General features: G+C 63.5%; 16 protein-coding genes and 1 tRNA gene. 5 read left to right on the top strand and 12 right to left on the bottom strand.

Going from position 1 to position 17,770, the window contains the following annotated elements; genetic code table 11:
* The gene (locus SB764_RS28030) at positions 1–531 is read right to left on the bottom strand and encodes a PAAR domain-containing protein (RefSeq protein ID WP_176079166.1); all 531 of its coding nucleotides are present in this window, start codon (positions 529–531) and stop codon (positions 1–3) included.
* Positions 532–800: 269 nt separating this feature from the next.
* On the opposite strand from SB764_RS28030, the gene SB764_RS28025 reads away from it, so the two are divergent.
* Positions 801–1,271, top strand: a complete 471-nt coding sequence (locus SB764_RS28025; RefSeq protein ID WP_410865758.1) for a hypothetical protein — start codon at positions 801–803, stop codon at positions 1,269–1,271.
* Positions 1,272–1,441: 170 nt separating this feature from the next.
* Here the strand turns inward: SB764_RS28025 and SB764_RS28020 are convergent.
* Both SB764_RS28020 and SB764_RS28015 read right to left on the bottom strand, forming a co-directional pair.
* Positions 1,442–1,518, bottom strand: a tRNA-Met gene (locus tag SB764_RS28020).
* 147 nt (positions 1,519–1,665) lie between these two features.
* Entirely contained in the window at positions 1,666–2,202 is a 537-nt protein-coding gene (locus tag SB764_RS28015) for a PadR family transcriptional regulator (RefSeq protein ID WP_065060287.1), read from the bottom strand.
* 221 nt (positions 2,203–2,423) lie between these two features.
* Here SB764_RS28015 and SB764_RS28010 point away from each other — a divergent pair, with 221 nt between their 5' ends.
* Positions 2,424–3,413: an NAD(P)H-dependent flavin oxidoreductase gene (locus SB764_RS28010; RefSeq protein WP_205994444.1), complete on the top strand. Its 990-nt coding sequence runs from the start codon at positions 2,424–2,426 to the stop codon at positions 3,411–3,413.
* 88 nt (positions 3,414–3,501) lie between these two features.
* Here the strand turns inward: SB764_RS28010 and SB764_RS28005 are convergent, their stop codons facing one another.
* On the bottom strand, positions 3,502–4,122 hold the full coding sequence (locus SB764_RS28005; RefSeq protein WP_410865755.1) for a 2-hydroxychromene-2-carboxylate isomerase: 621 nt from the start codon (positions 4,120–4,122) through the stop codon (positions 3,502–3,504).
* An 80-nt stretch (positions 4,123–4,202) separates the two neighbouring features.
* On the opposite strand from SB764_RS28005, the gene SB764_RS28000 reads away from it, so the two are divergent.
* On the top strand, positions 4,203–4,931 hold the full coding sequence (locus SB764_RS28000) for an SDR family oxidoreductase (RefSeq protein WP_065060290.1): 729 nt from the start codon (positions 4,203–4,205) through the stop codon (positions 4,929–4,931).
* Positions 4,932–5,094: 163 nt separating this feature from the next.
* Positions 5,095–5,880 carry an exodeoxyribonuclease III gene (xth, locus tag SB764_RS27995; RefSeq protein WP_336751867.1) on the top strand — a complete coding sequence of 262 codons (786 nt, stop codon included), beginning with the start codon at positions 5,095–5,097 and terminating at the stop codon, positions 5,878–5,880.
* A gap of 77 nt (positions 5,881–5,957) precedes the next feature.
* Here xth and SB764_RS27990 read toward each other — a convergent pair whose 3' ends face one another.
* From SB764_RS27990 to glnA, 4 genes are all read right to left on the bottom strand, one after another.
* Positions 5,958–8,039, bottom strand: coding sequence for a prolyl oligopeptidase family serine peptidase (locus tag SB764_RS27990; protein WP_110328257.1), 2,082 nt, complete (start codon positions 8,037–8,039; stop codon positions 5,958–5,960).
* Positions 8,040–8,141: 102 nt separating this feature from the next.
* The gene (gene ntrC / locus SB764_RS27985; protein ID WP_110328256.1) at positions 8,142–9,716 is read right to left on the bottom strand and encodes a nitrogen regulation protein NR(I); all 1,575 of its coding nucleotides are present in this window, start codon (positions 9,714–9,716) and stop codon (positions 8,142–8,144) included.
* A 40-nt stretch (positions 9,717–9,756) separates the two neighbouring features.
* Positions 9,757–10,899 (bottom strand): nitrogen regulation protein NR(II), encoded by a 1,143-nt coding sequence (glnL, locus tag SB764_RS27980; protein ID WP_065060294.1) that lies wholly within the window; start codon positions 10,897–10,899, stop codon positions 9,757–9,759.
* 185 nt (positions 10,900–11,084) lie between these two features.
* Complete coding sequence (gene glnA, locus SB764_RS27975) at positions 11,085–12,500, bottom strand: type I glutamate--ammonia ligase (RefSeq protein WP_065060295.1); 1,416 nt, start codon at positions 12,498–12,500, stop codon at positions 11,085–11,087.
* Between the two features lie 504 nt (positions 12,501–13,004).
* Between glnA and SB764_RS27970 the strand changes: the two genes are divergently transcribed.
* On the top strand, positions 13,005–13,472 hold the full coding sequence (locus SB764_RS27970) for a rhodanese-like domain-containing protein (RefSeq protein ID WP_065060296.1): 468 nt from the start codon (positions 13,005–13,007) through the stop codon (positions 13,470–13,472).
* 154 nt (positions 13,473–13,626) lie between these two features.
* Here SB764_RS27970 and SB764_RS27965 read toward each other — a convergent pair whose 3' ends face one another.
* The 4 genes from SB764_RS27965 to SB764_RS27950 all read right to left on the bottom strand — a co-directional run bounded on the left by SB764_RS27965 (position 13,627) and on the right by SB764_RS27950 (position 17,639).
* On the bottom strand, positions 13,627–14,484 hold the full coding sequence (locus SB764_RS27965; protein ID WP_110328255.1) for a competence/damage-inducible protein A: 858 nt from the start codon (positions 14,482–14,484) through the stop codon (positions 13,627–13,629).
* A gap of 34 nt (positions 14,485–14,518) precedes the next feature.
* Positions 14,519–15,352 (bottom strand): EI24 domain-containing protein, encoded by an 834-nt coding sequence (locus SB764_RS27960; RefSeq protein WP_065060298.1) that lies wholly within the window; start codon positions 15,350–15,352, stop codon positions 14,519–14,521.
* Positions 15,353–15,540: 188 nt separating this feature from the next.
* The gene (locus SB764_RS27955) at positions 15,541–16,569 is read right to left on the bottom strand and encodes a sterol desaturase family protein (RefSeq protein ID WP_321902275.1); all 1,029 of its coding nucleotides are present in this window, start codon (positions 16,567–16,569) and stop codon (positions 15,541–15,543) included.
* A 29-nt stretch (positions 16,570–16,598) separates the two neighbouring features.
* Positions 16,599–17,639 (bottom strand): beta-propeller fold lactonase family protein, encoded by a 1,041-nt coding sequence (locus SB764_RS27950; RefSeq protein WP_065060300.1) that lies wholly within the window; start codon positions 17,637–17,639, stop codon positions 16,599–16,601.
* Positions 17,640–17,770 lie beyond the last annotated feature (131 nt).

The following is a 17,770-nucleotide window of genomic DNA, read 5'->3' as shown; positions in this document are numbered from 1 at the left end:
TCATCTTCCCCCAATGATTTCAACTTCTAGCCGCCGCGATGTTTCCGTACTGATACGCACGGTGCGCCCCTCTGAGTCAGTCACGCCGCTTGCGACGACCGCTAAGTCAGATAGGACGCGATAGCGAATCTTCGAAAGTGCGCGCCCGGTGCTGTCAGTGAGCGCAAATTGCTCATCGTATGGGGCGTGCTGCATGTCCTGTAGTGTGGCGAGACTCGCGCTATAGCCCATTTCCCCCCATTCGTCCTCCCAGCTATGAGAGGCACTGACTTGCGACGCGCTGAAGACCGGCGGCGGTGAACATTTGCAGATGCAGATATCGTCTTCCAGCGCCTGTTGCTTGCCCCGCATCGTTGCGCTGTGACGCGGACCTACCGACTCGATATAACCGTGCGATTTACAGCCTTCGCACCAGACCTTTGCTCCGATAAACGTAATCGGTATGCCGTGGTGCGTGCAGTTTTCTGCGCCCTCCAGGACAACACCGCCCGCCGTGGATTTATCGCCTAGCCTCAACAGATAACGCCTCATGTGCGTGCCTTCGTTCGATTGCAGGTATGGAAACCGTGCAGATACGCGACCAGCACGGTCACGACGGACCCTCCGCCGCTAACCGGTAATCGTCGGATTACGCAAGGGGGCAGACCATCAGATAATCTTTAAAGTGGAGTTTGATTTATCCGTTTTGCGTCGTGAGCGAAACGCAATTTGACATTCCACAAACTGAATGTGATATCGCAATTTATTCGGAAGTCAGAACGCTTCCCGAATAAATGAACGCGCCCCAAGGGGCGCACGAAATGGAGAAGTACAAGGCTGAACTTACCAGCAAACAGAGAGCAGAGCGCTTGCTTGCTGAAATGCGCAAGGTCGTAGCGGAAAAGATGTTTGCGCTAAAGCTCGATGCCTACCACGAAGTGCACGACGTGCTGGAACGTGTCCCTCATGATTTTCTCGCGAACGTCGGTTTGCCGCCGGAACAGCGCTGCACATACAGCGTGGTAATCCAGGATATGAGCAAATTTGCGGATACGGTCCAGCGCGTCAGTCTCTATCTGCCCGGGGAATTTCAGGACTCGTATCTGAAACTTCTTCGCCTCATGCAAAACGCAGCCGCCGATGAAGTGATATGGACACATACGCCACCGCGCACGACAACCCAGCCAGAGATGGCGGCCATACTTTTGCAGACCGTCAGATTGCTTTCCGACCTGATGGCCTTGCATCAACGTTTGCCCGACGATGTAGCAGACAGCCTGGTTCGGCCTTGAGACCAGTGACGGTGAGGAACGAGACGCCAGATCAACAGGCAACAAAAAACCCGCTCAAGGCGGGTTCGATGTTTCGGAAAAAATCACCTAAGTTTCGCGGCGATTTTCCTACGGGCAAAACAGCGCGATTCCGTGATACACAAGAAACCGGCTGCAAGCCTTGACGGTATTGGTTGCGGGGACAGGATTTGAACCTGTGACCTTCGGGTTATGAGCCCGACGAGCTGCCAGACTGCTCCACCCCGCGTCCGTCAGAGAAAAGAATTATAGGACCACGATTCCTTTACGTCAACACTTTTTTCATCATCGTGTTCATGCGCCACCTGGTACGATCGTTGCCCCACCCCATTACTTCGGCATCCGAATCATATTCAAACGGCGTGCGCACCGGGATTCAAGCCGCTTCATCGCCCACGATCGCACGCAATTCCTCGGCCCACGCAAGCCACTGGGTCTGCGTCTGAATACCCGCCTTGAGAATCGCATACTGCAATTGCTGGGCACGCGTGAGCTGCGCCGCACCGAAGTCGCGCCGCTCGATCTCGCGATAGGTCTCCAGCCGCGCGCTCGCCTCGTCGATCAAGCGCCGCAATTCCTCGCCGAGCCCCAGCGGACCAATCACCGCATCCGCCCGCAGCTTGAGCAGGAACACGTTGCGATCATCCACGCCGAGCCGCGTCTCGCGCACCCAGCGCGCGACTTCCTCGCGCCCGACGGGCAGCACCCGGTAAATCTTCTTGCGCGACGCCGCCGCGCCCTCCTCGACCACCGTCACCCATCCCGACGCGACCATGCGGCCGAGTTCGCGGTAGATCTGCTGATGCGTAGCCTGCCAGAAGTAGCCGATGGCCCGGTCGAAGCGCCGGGCAAGGTCGTAGCCCGACGACGGCTTTTCGAGCAGGGCGATGAGGATGGCGTGAGGAGTCGACATGCGGCGATTCTAAACCACGCCTCCCGCGCCGCCGCCCTGGTTCCGTCCCGAATATCTCCCGCCACGATTCCGAACGCGTCCCGAGAAACAGCACTATGCAACTGGTTGCATAGTGCTGTCGCCTTTGCTATGTTTAGCCCTGCCGGCGCGTGCAAGCGCCGCCCTACGAACAACGCGTCGGCGCCCATCGCGGGCCGCCGCCATCATCAAGGAGATAAGGGATGTCCCTGCCCGCCGTGCTGCGCCGTGGCCTGTCGATTCCGGTCGTCGGCTCGCCGCTCTTCATCATCTCGAACCCCGATCTCGTGATCGCGCAGTGCAAGGCAGGCGTGGTCGGCTCCTTCCCGGCGCTCAACGCGCGCCCCGAGCACGTGCTCGGCGAGTGGCTCGACCGCATCACCACCGAACTCGCCGAATACAACGCGAAGCACCCCGATCGCCCCGCCGCACCGTTCGCGGTGAATCAGATCGTCCACAAGTCGAACGATCGGCTGCAGCACGATCTGGGGATCTGCGCGCAATACAAGGTGCCGATCGTCATCACGTCGCTCGGCGCGCGCGAGGAAGTGAATCAGGCGGTGCATGGCTGGGGCGGCATTGTGCTGCACGACGTCATCAACAACAAGTTCGCGAAGAAAGCCATCGAGAAAGGCGCCGACGGTCTGATCGCCGTCGCGGCCGGCGCGGGCGGTCATGCGGGCACGCTCTCGCCGTTCGCGCTGATTCACGAGATCCGCGAATGGTTCGACGGCCCGCTGCTGCTCTCGGGCGCGATCGGCAACGGCAACGCGATTCTCGCCGCCCAGGCGGCGGGCGCGGACCTCGCGTATATCGGCTCGGCCTTCATCGCCACGCAGGAAGCGAACGCCGTCGAAGCCTACAAGCAGATGATCGTCGACAGCGACGCCGCCGATATCGTCTACTCGAATCTCTTCACGGGCGTGCACGGCAACTATCTGCGTTCGAGCATCGTCGCGAGCGGCCTCGATCCGGACGCGCTGCCGGAATCGGATCCCACGGCCATGAATTTCGGCTCCAACCGCGTGAAGCCGTGGAAGGACATCTGGGGCTCGGGCCAGGGCATCGGTGCAGTGAAAGCGATCGTGCCCGCCGCCGATCTGATCGCGCGTCTGAAACGCGAATACGATGCGGCGCGTGAGCGGATCGGCGTGATGTCGGCGAGCGAAGCCGAAGCGCCCGCCGCGGTCTGATACGCGATACGCGACAAGCACGATCGAAACGGGGAAGCGCATGCACCTCATCTGCGCTCCCCGCTTCGCCGCCAAGGCCGCTACAACGCTACGCGCCGCCTTTCACGCGCACGATTTCGTCTTCGACATCGCGCAGTTGATCCTTCCCAAAGAACATCTCGTCGCCGACAAAGAACGTGGGCGCACCGAACGCACCGCGCTCGAACGCCCGTTGCGTATTCGCGAGCAGGCCCGCTTTCACATCGGCGTCGGCGAGCAGCGTTTCAAAACGCGCGACGTCGAATCCATCGGCTTGCAGCGTGGCGCGCAGCACGTCGGGATCGTCGAGCTTGAGGCCGTCCTCCCACATATGCGCGAACATGCGATCGACGTAACGCGCGAACACGCCCTCGCGCTGCGCCGCCACCGCGCCACGCATGATCTGCAGCGTATTCACCGGAAAATGCGGATTCATCCGATACGCACTGAGGCCGTGCTTCGCGATAAACCGCTTCATCTCCACGAACAGATATTTGCGCTTGTTCTCGATCTGCGCGGTGCTTTCGGCCGGCGAGCGATTGCCCGTCATCTTGAACAGGCCGCCGAGCAAAATGGGCACATACTCGAAGCGCACGCCGTGACGCGCCTCGATCGCGGGAATGATCTTGTGGCTCAAATAAGCATTAGGACTGCCAAAATCAAACAGAAACTGCACGCTGATGTCCTGCATTGTCGCTCCTCCATGCGTGTGTGAATTCGTTTGACGCATATTCCTCCATGCAGGCAAACATGACAAGGAGACAAACCACCATGACGCAAAAGAAAGCCGTGCTCGTGATCGGCGCAGGCGATGCAACCGGCAGCGCAATTGCCCGGCGTTTCGCACGCGAAGGCTATATCGCCTGCGTGACGCGCCGCCATGCCGACAAGCTCGCGCCGCTGGTCGCGCAGATCGAAGCCGAAGGCGGCATCGCGCACGCGTTCGGCTCGGACGCGCGCAAGGAAGAGGACATGATCGCGCTGTTTGCGGAGATCGAGGCGAACATCGCGCCCATCGAAGTCGCGATCTTCAATATCGGCGCGAACGTCCGTTTCAGCATCACCGAAACCACGGCGCGCGTGTATCAAAAGGTGTGGGAAATGGCCTGTTTCGCGGGCTTTTTGATGGGACGCGAGGCGGCGAAAGTCATGCTGCCGCGCGCGCGCGGCTCGATCTTTTTCACCGGCGCGACAGCAAGCGTGCGCGGACGCGCGGGCTTCTCCGCCTTCGCGGGCGCGAAGCACGCGCTGCGCGCGCTCGCGCAATCGATGGCGCGCGAACTCGGGCCGGAAGGCGTACACGTTGCGCAGATCATCGTCGATGGCGCGATCGATACCGAATTCATCCGCGAGAATTTTCCGGAGCGCTACAAGCTCAAGGAGCGCGACGGCATTCTGAATCCCGACCATATCGCCGACGCTTACTGGATGCTGCATCAGCAGCCGCGCGATGCGTGGACGCATGAACTCGACCTGCGTCCGTGGCTCGAGGAATGGTGAAATTTGCGCCCTTCGCGCGCGGGTTGACTCATGATCGCCCGCAGCCAGGTATGATGCGGGAAACGCCGGTTCGCGGCGCGCGTCCTTTCGCTTGACGCACGCGCGGCCGCCGGCCCGATTTGTCGCGCCTGCTTCACCGCGCTCATTACCTGTTCAGCAACTCATGAAAATCGCCACCTGGAACGTCAATTCCCTGAAGGTCCGCTTGCAGCACGTTATCGACTGGCTCGGCGAGAGCAAGGTCGACGTGCTCTGTCTTCAGGAACTGAAGCTCACCGACGATAAATACCCGCGCGCCGAACTCGAAGCGCACGGTTATCGCAGCTGGTTCACCGGCCAGAAGACCTATAACGGCGTGGCCATTCTCGTGCGCGACGGCCTGAACGTCGACGAAAGCAGCGTCGTGCGCAATATTCCCGGCTTCGAAGATCCGCAGCAGCGCGTGGTTGCCGTGACGGTCGAAGGCACGCGCATCGTGTGCGCGTATTTCCCGAACGGTCAGGCGCCGGGCAGCGAAAAATTCGCGTACAAGCTCGACTGGCTCAACGCGATGCACGACTGGCTCGCCGCAGAAATGCAGCAGTATCCGAAGCTCGCGCTGCTCGGCGACTACAACATCGCGCCCGAAGACCGCGACGTGCACGACCCGAAAGCGTGGGAAGGCCAGAATCTCGTCTCGCCCGAGGAGCGCGCGCAGTTCCAGCGGCTCATCGCGCTCGGTTTCGTCGATGCGTTCCGCCAGTTCGAGCAGCCGGAAAAACTCTTTACGTGGTGGGATTACCGCATGTTCGCGTTCCGTCGCAACGCGGGCTTGCGCATCGACCACATTCTGCTTTCGCCCGCGCTCGCGACCACGCTCATCGCGTGCGAAGTCGACAAGGTGCCGCGCAAATGGGAGCAGCCGTCCGACCACACGCCGGTCATCGCCGAAGTCACGCTCGCGGGCTGAGCGCGCCGTATGACCGCGCGCGAAGACTCAAGCGCGCGCGGCTAACGTGAGGCGCACGCGCGCTTCACGCTGATCTTTCACCACGTTCCGCCGAGCGTGGTCCACAGGAAGCGATAAACGAGCGCATCGTACTGCGCGCGTTCCAGCGAATCGCTGCCCGGCCCGTGGCCGCCTTCCGTGTTCTCCAGATACCAGACGTTCGCGTGCCCCTGCTCCTGCATGCGCGCGACCATCTTGCGCGCGTGCGCGGGATGCACGCGATCGTCGCTCGTCGAGGTCGTGAACAGCACCGGCGGATACGCAATGCCCGGCTTCACGCGTTGATACGGCGAGTACGCCGCGAGCGCGGCGCCTTCTTCGGCATCCTCGGGATCGCCGTATTCGTCCATCCACGATGCGCCCGCGTGCAGCAGCGGATAACGCTCCATGTCGAGCAGCGGCACTTCGCACACCACCGCGCCGAACAGCTCGGGCCGCTGCACCATGCACGCGCCGACCAGCAGCCCGCCGTTGCTGCCGCCCTTGATGCCGAGTTGCGGCGCGCTCGTATGGCCTTGCGACACCAGCGCCTGCGAGACGGCGATGAAGTCGTCGAACGAACGCTGCCGATGTTCGCGCTGCGCCTGTACGTGCCACGCCGTGCCGTATTCGCCGCCGCCGCGGATATGCGCGATCGCGACGATGCCGCCCTGCTCCAGCCAGCCGATGCCCGAGCCCACGAGATACTGCGGCGTCAGCGCGATCGAAAACCCGCCGTAACCCGTCAGCAGACACGGCAGCGGCTTGCGGGCGTCGCCTTCGAGCGCGGCGCGCGGACCGACGACCGTGAACGGCACCATCGTGCCGTCGGCCGAGCGGGCGTGCGAGCGGATCACCGTGAACGGCCCGGCGTCGAATTGCGTGGGCCAGCGGTCGAGCAATTCCCAGTTCTGCAGATCCTGCTGCGCGAGATCGGCGAGCCAGTATTCAGGCGGCAGCAGATAGTCGTCGACGTCGACGAACACTTCATCGTTGAGCGTGTCCTCGATCGGCGAGACATCGACCTGCGAACTCGCGCGGCCCGGAAAGCGGCGCGAATGCCACGTCCACGCGCCTTCGTGCTCGATCGGCTGCCAGAGCATCGTGCGGCTTTGCACGTCGTCGAGCCAGGACACGATCAAGACGTTTTTCGTATTGGTCCAGTCACATGCGGACGTCACGGGCGTCGGCGTAAAGAGCGGCGTGAACGTGCGCTCGCCGGCCACGAACGCGTCCTCGCGGATCGCGAGCAGCGAACCGCCCGCATACGTGTGCGTGCCGATCGTCCAGTCGAGACGCGGTTCGAGCATGAGCCAGCCATGCCACGCGCCCACGGCCACGTGCGCAGGCACGTCATAGAGTTGCCATTCGCCGCGCTCATCCAGGCGATAGGTATGGGAATCGAAGAAGTCGACCGCGCGCACCACGTCGTGGCGTTGCTCGACCGGATCGTAGTCGCCCTCGACGCTGATGTCGTCGAACTCGCCACGAAACACCACGGGCGCATCGACGAGGCGCGTGCCGCGCGTCCAGCGCCGCACCTCGCGCGGATAACCCGAGCGCGTGAGCGTCTTCTTGCCGTGATCCCAGCCGACGTAAACCGTGTCGCGATCGATCCACGAAATCGTGTGCTTGCCTTCCTTCTCGATGCAGAAACCGCCATCGACGAACACGCGCCGTTCGAGATCGAACTCGCGCACCGTGACGGCGTCGGCGCCGCCATCGGAAAGCTGGATCAGCGCGCGGTCGCCATCGGGATACAGAATGTCGATGCCCGCGCAGACCCATGGCATGTCTTCCGCCGCGCCGAGCGCATCGAAGTCGAGCAGCGTTTCCCACACCGGTTGATGCGCGCGCCAGTCGGCCCATTTCGCGCGGCGCCACAGGCCCTTCGGATTGTCCTCGTCTTCCCAGAGATCGTAGGCCCATTCGAGCCAGCGGCTCGGAATCACCGGCCGTTCGCGCGGCAGATAGGCTTGCGCGAGGCGCTTCTCCAGCGCGTCGAAGCGCGCGCCGCCCTGCCACGCAGCACGCGTGCGCGCGTTCTGCGCCTCGACCCACGTCATGGCGGCGGGGTCGTCGAGCGATTCGAGGGAGAGAAAGGGATCGGCCTCGGCGGGCCAGGGAGAAATCACGGGCATGTTCGATCGTCTGCAAGAAACCAGCGTCGATTATGCCCCAGCGCGTGAGCCGGCACGCGTACGGTGCATCGGCCCGCCTGGAGCCGATGCACCGTGCCCTGCTTATTCCAGATTCAATTCCTGGATCTTGCGCGTGATGGTGTTGCGGCCGATGCCGAGGCGCTCGGCGGCCTCGACCTTGCGCCCGCGCGTGAAGTCCAGCGCCTCGCGGATCACGGCCGCTTCGAAACGGCGCGAAAGTTCGTCCATGACGTCGGCGCTGTTTTCGCGCAGCAGGCGCGCGACCTCCGTGCGCAGGCCGCTTTCCCACACGCTCACCGCGAGCGCCGCCGCAGCGGCGACGCCGTTCGCCGCGGAGAAACCGCCCACGGCTGCGCCAGCCGCGCCGCCGAATCCCGGCACGCTCGCCGCGCCCGGCACGCCGCCCACGGCACCGGCGCCCGCCGCCGCGCCATCGTATGCGGCCGCGCCGGCGCTGGCCAGTTCGCCCGAACCCGCCGCGCCCTCGCCCGCCGCGATATGCGACGGCAGCAGATCAGGCGGCAGATCCTTGATTTCGATGGTCTGCGCGGGCGCCATCACCGTGAGCCAGTTCGCGAGATTCTCGAGCTGGCGCACGTTGCCCTGAAACGGCAGCGACGACATATACGCGAGCGCTTCGTCCGACACGCGCTTGGGTTCCACGCCCAGTTCGCGCGCGCTCTTTTGCAGGAAGTGACGCGTGAGCAGCGGGATATCCTCGCTGCGCTCGCGCAGCGCCGGCAGACGCAGGCGGATCACGTTGAGGCGGTGATACAAGTCCTCGCGGAACAGCCCCTGACGCACGCGCGTTTCGAGATTCTGGTGCGTTGCCGCAATCACGCGCACGTTGGCGCGCAGCGGATTGTGACCGCCCACGCGATAGAACTGGCCATCCGAGAGCACACGCAGCAGACGCGTTTGCAGATCGAAGGGCATGTCGCCGATTTCATCGAGAAACAGCGTGCCGTTCTCGGCTTGCTCGAAGCGGCCCTGGCGCATCGCCTGGGCACCCGTGAACGCGCCGCGCTCGTGGCCGAACAGTTCGGATTCCAGAAGATCTTTCGGAATGGCCGCGGTGTTCAGCGCGATGAACGGACCGTTCGCGCGTGGGCTATGTCGGTGCAAGGCGCGCGCGACAAGCTCCTTTCCGGTGCCCGACTCGCCCGTGATGAGCACGGTCGCCGCCGAATGCGAGAGGCGGCCGATCGCGCGGAACATGTCCTGCATCGCGGGCGCCTGGCCCAGCATCTCGGGCGCTTCGGCGGGACGGTCGTCCCACTGCTGTTCACCGCGCATGCTTTCGTCGACGGCGCGGCGAATCAGCTCGACAGCCTTGTCGACGTCGAAGGGCTTGGCGAGATATTCGAATGCACCGCCCTGGAACGCGGCCACCGCGCTGTCGAGGTCGGAGAACGCCGTCATGATGATGACGGGCAGTCCCGGCAGACGCTCGCGCACGGTCTGCAGGAGTTCGAGCCCCGAGCCGCCTGGCATGCGGATATCGGAGACGAGCACCTGCGGGCTGTCGTGGTCGAGCGCGCTCGCGGCTTCGCGCACGTTCGAGAAGCTGCGGGTTGCGAAATTTTCGCGTGCGAGTGCTTTTTCGAGCACCCAGCGAATCGATTGGTCGTCGTCAACTATCCAGATCGGCTTCATAAGGTCGGTCAGAAGTCTTGGTGGCTTGCGGGTCGTGAGATCAGTTGTCGAGCGGCAGCAAAATCTGAAACTCGGTATGACCGGGCCGGCTTTCCACTTCGATCAGGCCGTCGTGCTGTTGCACGAAAGTCTGCGCGAGCGTGAGGCCGAGACCGCTGCCATCCTCGCGTCCGGAGACGAGCGGATAGAAGATGCGGTCGCGAATATCCTCGGGAATGCCGGGGCCGTTGTCGATGATATGCAAGTCCAATGCCAGCTTGCACAGGCGTTTTGAAATCGTGATCTTGCGGGCGATGCGCGTGCGCAATTCGATGCGCGCGTCGCCCTGCGAAATGCGTTCGCGCAGCGCCTGCGCCGCGTTGCGCACGATGTTGAGGAGCGCCTGAATCAGTTGCTCCTTGTCGCCGCGCAGGTCGGGCACGCTCACGTCGTAATCGCGCTCGATCGTGAGGCCGCGCGGAAACTCCGCGAGTATCACGGCACGCACGCGCTCGCAGACTTCGTGAATATTCACGTCGCCGACGATGTGCGGATGACGATGCGGTTCGAGCAGCCGGTCGACGAGCGTCTGCAGACGGTCCGACTCCTTGATGACCACCTGCGTGTACTCGCGCAACTCGCCACGCTCGAGCGTGCCGAGTTCGAATTCGAGCAGTTGCGCCGCGCCGCGAATCCCGCCGAGCGGATTCTTGATTTCGTGCGCGAGATTGCGGATCAGATGCTTGTTGACCGTCGCGAGGTCGTGAATGCGCTCCTCGCGGTCGGTGCGGATATGCCGCTCGTTCTCGAACAGTTCGAGCAGCACGTAGTCAGGCGCGCTCTCCAGAAAGCCGACGATCGCATGCACATGCAGCGATTCACGGCCCGGCCGTTCGAGCGAGGCGTCGAGCCGCGTCGCGTGAAAGCGGTGTGCGGCAATCGACGCGATGGTTTCGAGCAGTTCGTCGGCATTCGAGAACAGATCGGACCACACCATCTGCGAAAGCTGCCGGCGCGACAGATCGAGCATCGCCTCGGCCGAGGGGTTCGCGAACGCCACACGCAGGCTGCGCTTGTCGAGCACGAGCACGACGGTGGGCAGCGCCTCGAAGCCGGGCAAGAGACCCGACTCGACGAGCGGCGCGTCGTCCGAAAGCGGCTCCGCGTGGCCCTTTCTTGCCTTGATCAGATTCTTGAGCACCATCTTGCATGGCCGGCCGCCACGCGGCGCACCGGCTCTCTGTCCCTGTCGTTGAGTGACGGCAACGCGGCGAGCGGACCAACGAAAAAGGGACGGCACCGCCGTCCCTTCGTGACCGATCGCCGATGTCGGATGGACACTTCGCTGCGCGGTTGCGAGCGAAGCGCCATCGTCGATTACAGCGCGCTTTACAGCGAGTAGTACAGTTCGAACTCGACCGGGTGCGTCGTCATGCGCACGCGTTGCAGTTCGCCTTCCTTCAGTGCGAGGTAGGCGTCGATCATCGAATCCGTAAACACGCCACCGCGCGTCAGGAATTCGCGATCCTTGTCGAGCGCTTCCAGAGCCTGGTCGAGGCCGGCGCAGACGGTCGGGATCTTTGCATCCTCTTCCGGCGGCAGGTCGTACAGGTTCTTGTCGGCGGCTTCGCCCGGATGGATCTTGTTCTGCACGCCGTCCAGACCTGCCATCATCAGTGCCGAGAAGCACAGGTACGGGTTGGCCATCGGATCCGGGAAGCGCGTTTCGATACGGCGGCCCTTCGGGTTCGAGACGTGCGGAATACGGATCGACGCCGAACGGTTGCGTGCCGAGTAAGCCAGCTTGACCGGTGCTTCGAAGTGCGGAACCAGACGCTTGTACGAGTTCGTCGACGGGTTCGTGATGGCGTTCAGCGCGCGAGCGTGCTTGATGATGCCGCCGATGTAGAACAGCGCGAATTCCGACAGACCTGCGTAGCCGTTGCCTGCGAACAGGTTCTGGCCGTCCTTCCAGATCGACTGGTGAACGTGCATGCCCGAACCGTTGTCGCCAACGATCGGCTTCGGCATGAACGTCGCCGTCTTGCCATACGTGTGCGCCACGTTATGGATGATGTACTTCATCTGCTGCGTCCAGTCCGCGCGCTGAACCAGCGTCGAGAACTTCGTGCCGATTTCGTTCTGGCCCTGGCCAGCGACTTCGTGGTGGTGCACTTCGACCGGGATGCCGATCTGTTCGAGCAGCAGACACATTTCCGAACGGATGTCCTGGAACGTGTCGACCGGCGCGACCGGGAAGTAGCCGCCCTTGACGCCCGGACGGTGACCCGTGTTGCCGCCTTCGAATTCCTTGCTCGACGACCACGGTGCTTCTTCCGAGCCGATCTTGACGAACGAGCCCGACATGTCCGTGTTCCACTGGACCGAGTCGAAAATGAAGAATTCGGGTTCCGGACCGAAGAAGGCCGTGTCGCCGAGGCCCGTGCTCTTCAGGTACGCTTCAGCGCGCTTGGCGAGCGAGCGCGGGTCGCGCTCGTAGCCCTTGCCGTCAGCCGGCTCGACCACGTCGCAGGTCAGAACCAGCGTCGACTCTTCGTAGAACGGGTCGATGAAGGCCGTGTTCGCATCCGGAACGAGCAGCATGTCCGAGGCTTCGATGCCCTTCCAGCCGGCGATCGACGAACCGTCAAATGCATGACCCGACTCGAACTTGTCTTCGTCGAAGTGCGACAGCGGAACCGAGACGTGTTGCTCCTTGCCGCGCGTGTCGGTAAAGCGGAAGTCGACAAACTTGACGTCTTCGTCCTTGACGAGTTGCATGACGTCGGCCACGGATTTACTCATAACCTATTCTCCTGATTAACGATTTCGGCGAACGCTGCCGCCGTCCCAATCCTTGTTAGTCGCCGGTTGCTGCCCGGCCCGCTTGCGCAGACCGGCTGCGAACGATCGCGACAGATAAAGCAGCTTCCGTGCCAAGTAAGCGCCAGCCTGGCACAAACCCAATGCCGACGCGCACCTGGACGAAAAAACCGCGCCTCGTCGGCGAGCAGGCTCGACGACCGGGGCGCCTTCATGCACCAATTTCGTGCGATCCCGAATTTGGCGCGTAAAACTCACTTCATTATGGTGCATAACGGCATTCTTGCACCACGATTGCGCAAAAACCTTGCGGCCGCGCGAGCGGACTGCCTGCGCCCTTCCGGCATTGCGATGACGCCGCCCCGCAAGCGGTCATGCGCGCGCCGTCGTTGCGCGAGTATGCCCCGCAATGCGGGGTTCCCGCACTCATGCAGCGCGCTAGAATGATTCTTTGGACCGATCACGCATCCGAGGAGATCCGCTGTCATGAGTACGCTCGAACAATTGCACGCCCAGGCCGACCAGCGCCGCGTCGAGAACCAGTTGCCCTACGCCGGCGCACTGTCGCCCGCCGAGGCGTTCGAGCTTCTGCAACTCGATCCGCGTACCCGGCTCGTCGACGTGCGCACGCGCGCCGAACTCGACTGGGTGGGCCGCCCCGTGATCGGCGACGGCCAGTATGCCCACGTCGAATGGACACGCTACCCGGGCGGCGTGCCGAACACCGACTTCATCGCCCAGCTCAAGAGCGCCGTCAGCGACACCGACGCGCCCGTGCTGTTCCTCTGCCGCAGCGCGGCCCGCTCGAAGCTCGCGGCCATCGAAGCGGCCAAAGCCGGCTTCACGCACGCCTACGACCTGCTCGAAGGCTTCGAAGGCGACAAGAACGCCGAAGGCCATCGCAAGTCGGTCACGGGATGGTGCTTCCGCGGCCTGCCCTGGCTCGGCGCCTGATTCGTCCCGACTCAAACCGCCCGCCCGACCGGCCCGCACGCGCGGCGTCCGTCCAGCGGGCCACTCTGAGCGCCCCATATGACACGCCGATGATGCGGTTGGCGTGCCCTTCAAGCGCCTCAAGCGCCTCAAGCGCTTCGAGCACCTCGCAAACTCAGAACCCGGCGCGCGGACCGCTGCGACGCTCGCGATCCGGCGCGTCCTCGCCCGCCTCGGGCGGCTCCACGACATCGCCGCCCAGCAGGTGCACCCCCTCGCGCAGCTTCACGAACGCCGCCGCCACCGCCTCGGGCTCGCCCTTCACACCCAGATCGATGTGCCGACGCGCGTAAATGCCGCCGCGCTCCGTGTCGCCCACGCTCGGCAGGCTGAACACGCGCACGCCCGGAAAATCGTGCTCGATACGCTCCATCAGCGGCGTGATCGTCGATTCCGGCAACTCGAACACCAGCAGCGACTTCTCCGCATGCGGCGTCTGATGATGCAGATGCGCGTATTTCGTATCGAGCACCCACTCGATCATCGGCCACGCCATCACCGGAAAGCCCGGCACGAAATAGTGCTCGCGAATCGAAAAGCCCGGAATCTTGTTGTAGCCGTTCGGAATGATCTCGCAGCCCTGCGGGAAGGTGCCCATCTGGAAGCGATGCAGATTCTCCGGCGACGCGAAATCGATCGGATCGGCGCCCGTGTGCATGTCGCGGATACGCTCGCTGATCGCCGCCTCGGCGTCAGGGTGCAGCGCGAGCGGCAGGCCCAGCGCGGCCGCCGCGCACTGGCGCGTGTGGTCGTCGGGCGTCGCGCCGATGCCGCCCGTGGAAAACACGATATCGCCCGATTCGAACGACCGCTTGAGCGTGGCCGTGATGCGCGCCGGATCGTCGCCGACGTATTCGGCCCAGTCGAGCGCGAGGCCGCGCGCGCCGAGCAGTTCGATGACCTTCGGCAGATGCTTGTCGGTGCGACGGCCGGACAGAATCTCGTCGCCGATGATGATGACGCCAAATGCCATGAGTTGCCTCGTCGAGGAAATGAGATGAAGGAGTTCAGTGGACGATGGTGATGTCGTGCCCGCTATGCTGCGTCTCTTCGTGACGCAGGCGCTGCAGCGCGCGCAGGCAGTAATGACCGAACCAGAGCGCCGTGAACACCAGAATGAAAGCGTAGATCCAGATGGTCAGCGCGGCCACCACCGGGAAAAGCAGCACGAGCCAAGCGGACGCGACCCAGATCGCCGTCGGCAGTGAGCCGAGCAGACCGCTCGCCACGCCGATCGCCAGCAGCGGCAGACGATGGCGGCGCACAATCTCGCGGCGTTCCTCGGCGCTTGCGTGCAGCGCGAGCGCGTCGTAAGTCATCACGCGATACGTGAGCCAGCCCCACAGCAGCGGCGGCACGAGCACGCAGAACGGCGGAATGAACCAGAACGGCAGCGTCACGATCAGCAACACGATGCACAGCAGCGTGGTCCAGAGCGAATGCGCCATGCTGCCGAACCAGCTGCCGCCGCGCCGCGGCTCCAGGCCGGCATACTGCCGCGCCGTGAGATGGCGAATGACACGCGGCATCGCCACGGCGACGATCAGCAGCAACACCGTGATGACGATGAGCGGAATCGACAGGATGATGACCACGAACGGCCCGATCATGCTGCGCAGCGCGCCGAAACCGAGCGCGTCGAAGACGTGATAGAGCCAGGACATCGCCGGCCAGTTTTCGAACGTGATCCGCACCGCGTCGATGAGCGGCTGCCAGAAGATATAGAGCACGACGCCCCACGCCCCCGCCGCCACGAGGAACGGCACGATGGTCAGGAGCAGCATGGCGGGATGGAACACGCCGGAAAGCGCGCGGCCAAGCGAGCGCAGCAAGTCGTTCATGCGAGCGGGAAAGTAGCGGAGAGACAGGGAAGCGTCACGAAACCGGTGGCGTCACTGCGACAAAACGACAGCATAAACCACGGCGCGCCGCTCGGGCGAAACGAGCGCAGGCGCGGCGCAGGCACGTGGAGCGTAGCGCTTTCGTCAAGAAGTCATGAAGCGCAGCGCCGGAAGGCGGCGCGAAGCGCTCAGGCAACGGAAGTATCGTCGCGGGCGGCGGCCTTGTTGCGCCCGCGTGCGCCAAGCCGGCGCGCGATGCGCCCGAACGCCAGCCCCTGCTGCGCCCAGAATCCCTCGCCGTAGCGCACGCCTTCGAGCTGGTCGCGAATGCCCGTGGGTTCGAGTTCGCGATTGAACGACGCACTGCCGAACAGCATGTCCCACCACGGAAACAGCACGCCGAAGTTGCAGCCGTAGGTGGTGCCTTCGTGGCCATAGCCGATGGCGTGATGGCGGCGATGAAAGCGCGGACTCACGATCAGCCGCTCGCCGAGCCAGCCGAAATGCGCGCGGATATTGGCGTGCTGGACGTTCTGCACGAAGTTCGTGAGCGCGACGAGCACCACGAACTGCGCGGGCGGCACGCCAATCACGAGCGCGATGGCGGCGAACATGCACGACTGCATCAGCACGTCGAGCAGATGGTTGCGGTTATCGCACCAGAACGACATCCGGCGCTGGCTGTGATGCACGGCGTGCAGCTCCCACCAGATGCCGTAGCGATGCGAGAGCCGGTGATACCAGTAGCCGAAGAAGTCGAGCACGATCAGATAGATCGCGAACGCCACGATGGGCTGCGTCGTCACGCCGGGCCAGAGATTGTCGATATCGACGCTCATCACGCCATGCAGACGCAGCCAGCCCTGCGCGCGGTCGAACACCGGCTGCATGGCGAAGAAGAACAGCAGATTGAGAATGCCGAGCCGCGTGATCCACGTGTAGACGGCGTCCACGCCCACGCCCTTGCGGTCCTGCCATTTTTCCGCGGGCATCAGCGCTTCGAGCGGACGCAGCAGCGCGTACATCACGCCCACTTCCAGCACGCCGACGATCACCCAATAGAGCGCGTCGAACGTGTCTTCGTCCACGTTCATCAGACCGAAGCGGAACAGCAACGGCTGGAGGACGTTCACGTAGACCAGCGTCTGGAGCCACGACACGCAGTCGTCGGCGCCGGACGCGAGCCATTGAATGCCGGAATTCAGCAACGCGAGCATGGGCAAACGCTAGCAGAGTCCGCCGGTTGTCACGCGCCGTTCGGCGACATGACCGGCGCGCGGTCGAAGAAGTAGATACCGTGCGGCGAGCGGCCCACGGCAATCGTCTTGATGAGCTTTTTCGTCTGCATGTCGATCAGACCGATGCGCTTCGCGAAACGGAACGTGACCCACAGATAGCGCTTGTCGGCAGTGAGCTCCATGTCGTCCGGTCCGGGCAGCAGGCCGTTGATCTCGCCCACTTTCTCCAGCGACTCCTCGTCGAGAATGCTGATGACGTTCGAGACGCGGCTCGACACCAGCACGTGACGGCCGTCCACCATCGAGCGGAAGTTGTGCGCCGCCTTGCCCACCTGAATCGTCTTGATGACCTTCTGGTTGCGCCAGTCGACGACCGCGACGTAGTCGGCGCCCGTCATGCCGACGAGCAGGTATTTGTCGCCGGGCGTGAGCCACAGGCCGGCCGGCGCGGCGCCCACTTTCATTTTCCAGAGCACTTTCTGCGTGGGCAGGTCGACGGCCGCGATCTCGCCCGACACCTGCAGCGAGACGAACACGATATTGCTGTCCTTCGTGAACGCCAGGTGGCTGGGCATGGCCGAGAGCGGCAGGCGCTTCGCGACCGTGAAATTACCGGCGCCGCCGTAGTGATAGATATCGAGGCGATCGAGACGCAGGCCGGTGGTCACGAACCATTTGTTGTCCGGCGAGAAACCGAGCTGATACGGGTCTTCGATGTTCTCGATCCAGCGCTGCGCCTTGCCGGTTTTCGGGTCGACGAACAGCAGATTGTTGGACACCGAATTCGCGACGATCAGCGAGGTATTGTCGGGCGTGGGAAACAGGTGATGCGGCTCCTTGCCCGTGGGCACGGTGCCGACGACTTCGTGCGTCTTGTCGTCGATGAGGCTCAGCGTGGCTTCGCCGGAGTTCAGCACGATGATGTTGTTCGCGTGCGCGATACTCGGCATGGCCGTGGCCAGCGCGGCGCCGACCAGCGCGGAGGAGGCAAACACGGCGGCGCGTTTGGCAAAGCGACCGGCGGCACGGCGGAATTCGTTTTTACGCATGAAGAGTCGTTCCCAGGCAGATCCGTGATTGTAGAACGCTTACCGCTTCGCAAGGTTGACGTAGGGCCCATGAAATACAACGGGGCGCGAAATTTCGCGCCCCGCTCCCGCCTTTTTCGTCTTTTTCTTCT

It is taken from the genome of Paraburkholderia sp. SIMBA_027, from assembly GCF_046535315.1.
In the GTDB taxonomy this organism is placed as follows: domain Bacteria; phylum Pseudomonadota; class Gammaproteobacteria; order Burkholderiales; family Burkholderiaceae; genus Paraburkholderia; species Paraburkholderia tropica.
The sequence above is the reverse complement of the archived record's forward strand: the minus strand, read 5'-3'. Positions and strand labels throughout refer to the sequence as shown.

What these genes read in the sequence shown, in the direction of transcription:
- SB764_RS28030 (WP_176079166.1), bottom strand. Translation starts at nt 531, where the DNA reads ATGAGGCGTTATCTGTTGAGGCTAGGCGATAAATCCACGGCGGGCGGT.
- SB764_RS28025 (WP_410865758.1), top strand. Translation starts at nt 801, where the DNA reads ATGGAGAAGTACAAGGCTGAACTTACCAGCAAACAGAGAGCAGAGCGC.
- SB764_RS28015 (WP_065060287.1), bottom strand. Translation starts at nt 2,202, where the DNA reads ATGTCGACTCCTCACGCCATCCTCATCGCCCTGCTCGAAAAGCCGTCG.
- SB764_RS28010 (WP_205994444.1), top strand. Translation starts at nt 2,424, where the DNA reads ATGTCCCTGCCCGCCGTGCTGCGCCGTGGCCTGTCGATTCCGGTCGTC.
- SB764_RS28005 (WP_410865755.1), bottom strand. Translation starts at nt 4,122, where the DNA reads ATGCAGGACATCAGCGTGCAGTTTCTGTTTGATTTTGGCAGTCCTAAT.
- SB764_RS28000 (WP_065060290.1), top strand. Translation starts at nt 4,203, where the DNA reads ATGACGCAAAAGAAAGCCGTGCTCGTGATCGGCGCAGGCGATGCAACC.
- xth (WP_336751867.1), top strand. Translation starts at nt 5,095, where the DNA reads ATGAAAATCGCCACCTGGAACGTCAATTCCCTGAAGGTCCGCTTGCAG.
- SB764_RS27990 (WP_110328257.1), bottom strand. Translation starts at nt 8,039, where the DNA reads ATGCCCGTGATTTCTCCCTGGCCCGCCGAGGCCGATCCCTTTCTCTCC.
- ntrC (WP_110328256.1), bottom strand. Translation starts at nt 9,716, where the DNA reads ATGAAGCCGATCTGGATAGTTGACGACGACCAATCGATTCGCTGGGTG.
- glnL (WP_065060294.1), bottom strand. Translation starts at nt 10,899, where the DNA reads ATGGTGCTCAAGAATCTGATCAAGGCAAGAAAGGGCCACGCGGAGCCG.
- glnA (WP_065060295.1), bottom strand. Translation starts at nt 12,500, where the DNA reads ATGAGTAAATCCGTGGCCGACGTCATGCAACTCGTCAAGGACGAAGAC.
- SB764_RS27970 (WP_065060296.1), top strand. Translation starts at nt 13,005, where the DNA reads ATGAGTACGCTCGAACAATTGCACGCCCAGGCCGACCAGCGCCGCGTC.
- SB764_RS27965 (WP_110328255.1), bottom strand. Translation starts at nt 14,484, where the DNA reads ATGGCATTTGGCGTCATCATCATCGGCGACGAGATTCTGTCCGGCCGT.
- SB764_RS27960 (WP_065060298.1), bottom strand. Translation starts at nt 15,352, where the DNA reads ATGAACGACTTGCTGCGCTCGCTTGGCCGCGCGCTTTCCGGCGTGTTC.
- SB764_RS27955 (WP_321902275.1), bottom strand. Translation starts at nt 16,569, where the DNA reads ATGCTCGCGTTGCTGAATTCCGGCATTCAATGGCTCGCGTCCGGCGCC.
- SB764_RS27950 (WP_065060300.1), bottom strand. Translation starts at nt 17,639, where the DNA reads ATGCGTAAAAACGAATTCCGCCGTGCCGCCGGTCGCTTTGCCAAACGC.